General features: G+C 75.4%; 1 protein-coding gene. It reads left to right on the top strand.

Going from position 1 to position 847, the window contains the following annotated elements:
- Positions 1-84: 84 nt before the first annotated feature.
- The coding region (locus G3I71_RS44895; protein ID WP_164324654.1) for a hypothetical protein at positions 85-847 on the top strand (763 nt) is incomplete at its 3' end.

Raw genomic sequence — 847 nt, 5'->3', positions numbered from 1 at the left:
TCGGCAACGGAATGGTCGCCCAGCGCTTCCTCGACGCCCTCGCCGAGCGGGGACGCCGCACCGACGGCGCCAGCGGCGCCCGAGGTGCCCCTCGTCGAGGTCGAGCGCACCGGGGCGCCCGTGCTCCACGCGCTGCCCCCCGGCGTCCTCGAGGCGGCGACCACCGGGTGGACCCTCGCCCAGTACGGTCCCGTCGACCAGGTCGGCCTCCGTGACGTCGCCGGTCTGCTCGCGCTCCTGTCGCCGACGGGGACCGCGTACCTCGTCGCGGACCTCGACGACCCCGGCCTGTGGGTCGTCGGCTGGGAGCCGGGCTCGACCGTCGCGACGGTCGTCGTCCCCACGTCGGACCGGCTGGGCTACGAGCGAGGTCGCGTCGACCTGCTCACGGGCGCGGTCACCCGCGAGCCCGCGGGCCTCGGGACGCTCGGCGATGCCGACGCGTACGTCGGGCTGAGGGACGGCGGTGCCGAGCTGTGGTGGACGACTGTCGCCGACTACCCACTCGAGCTGGTGGCCGTGACGGTCGGTCGTCCGGTCGGGAGCCTCGGCGTCCGGGTGAGGTCGGGCGAGCACCGGGGGGCCGCCATGTCGCCGGACGGCCGCCGCCTGGCGCTGCCCACCTTCTCGGAGAGGTACGACGCGCTCGGCGGCTACCTGGGTGACTCGACGCTGCTCGTCGACCTGCACACGGGGGCCACGAGCGACCTTCAGCTCGACCAGGACGCCGGCGAGTGCGCCGTCGTGACCTGGACGGACGCGCGCACCGTGCTGGCGAGCTGCTCCAGGCACGCCGACGTCGCCGACCCTGACTCCGACGCCGCCGACCTGCTCGCCACCTGGTGGG

The sequence above is a fragment of the Streptomyces sp. SID12501 genome (assembly GCF_010550245.1).
Classification (GTDB): Bacteria; Actinomycetota; Actinomycetes; order Streptomycetales; family Streptomycetaceae; genus Streptomyces.
This window is presented reverse-complemented; position numbering and strand designations above follow the sequence as displayed.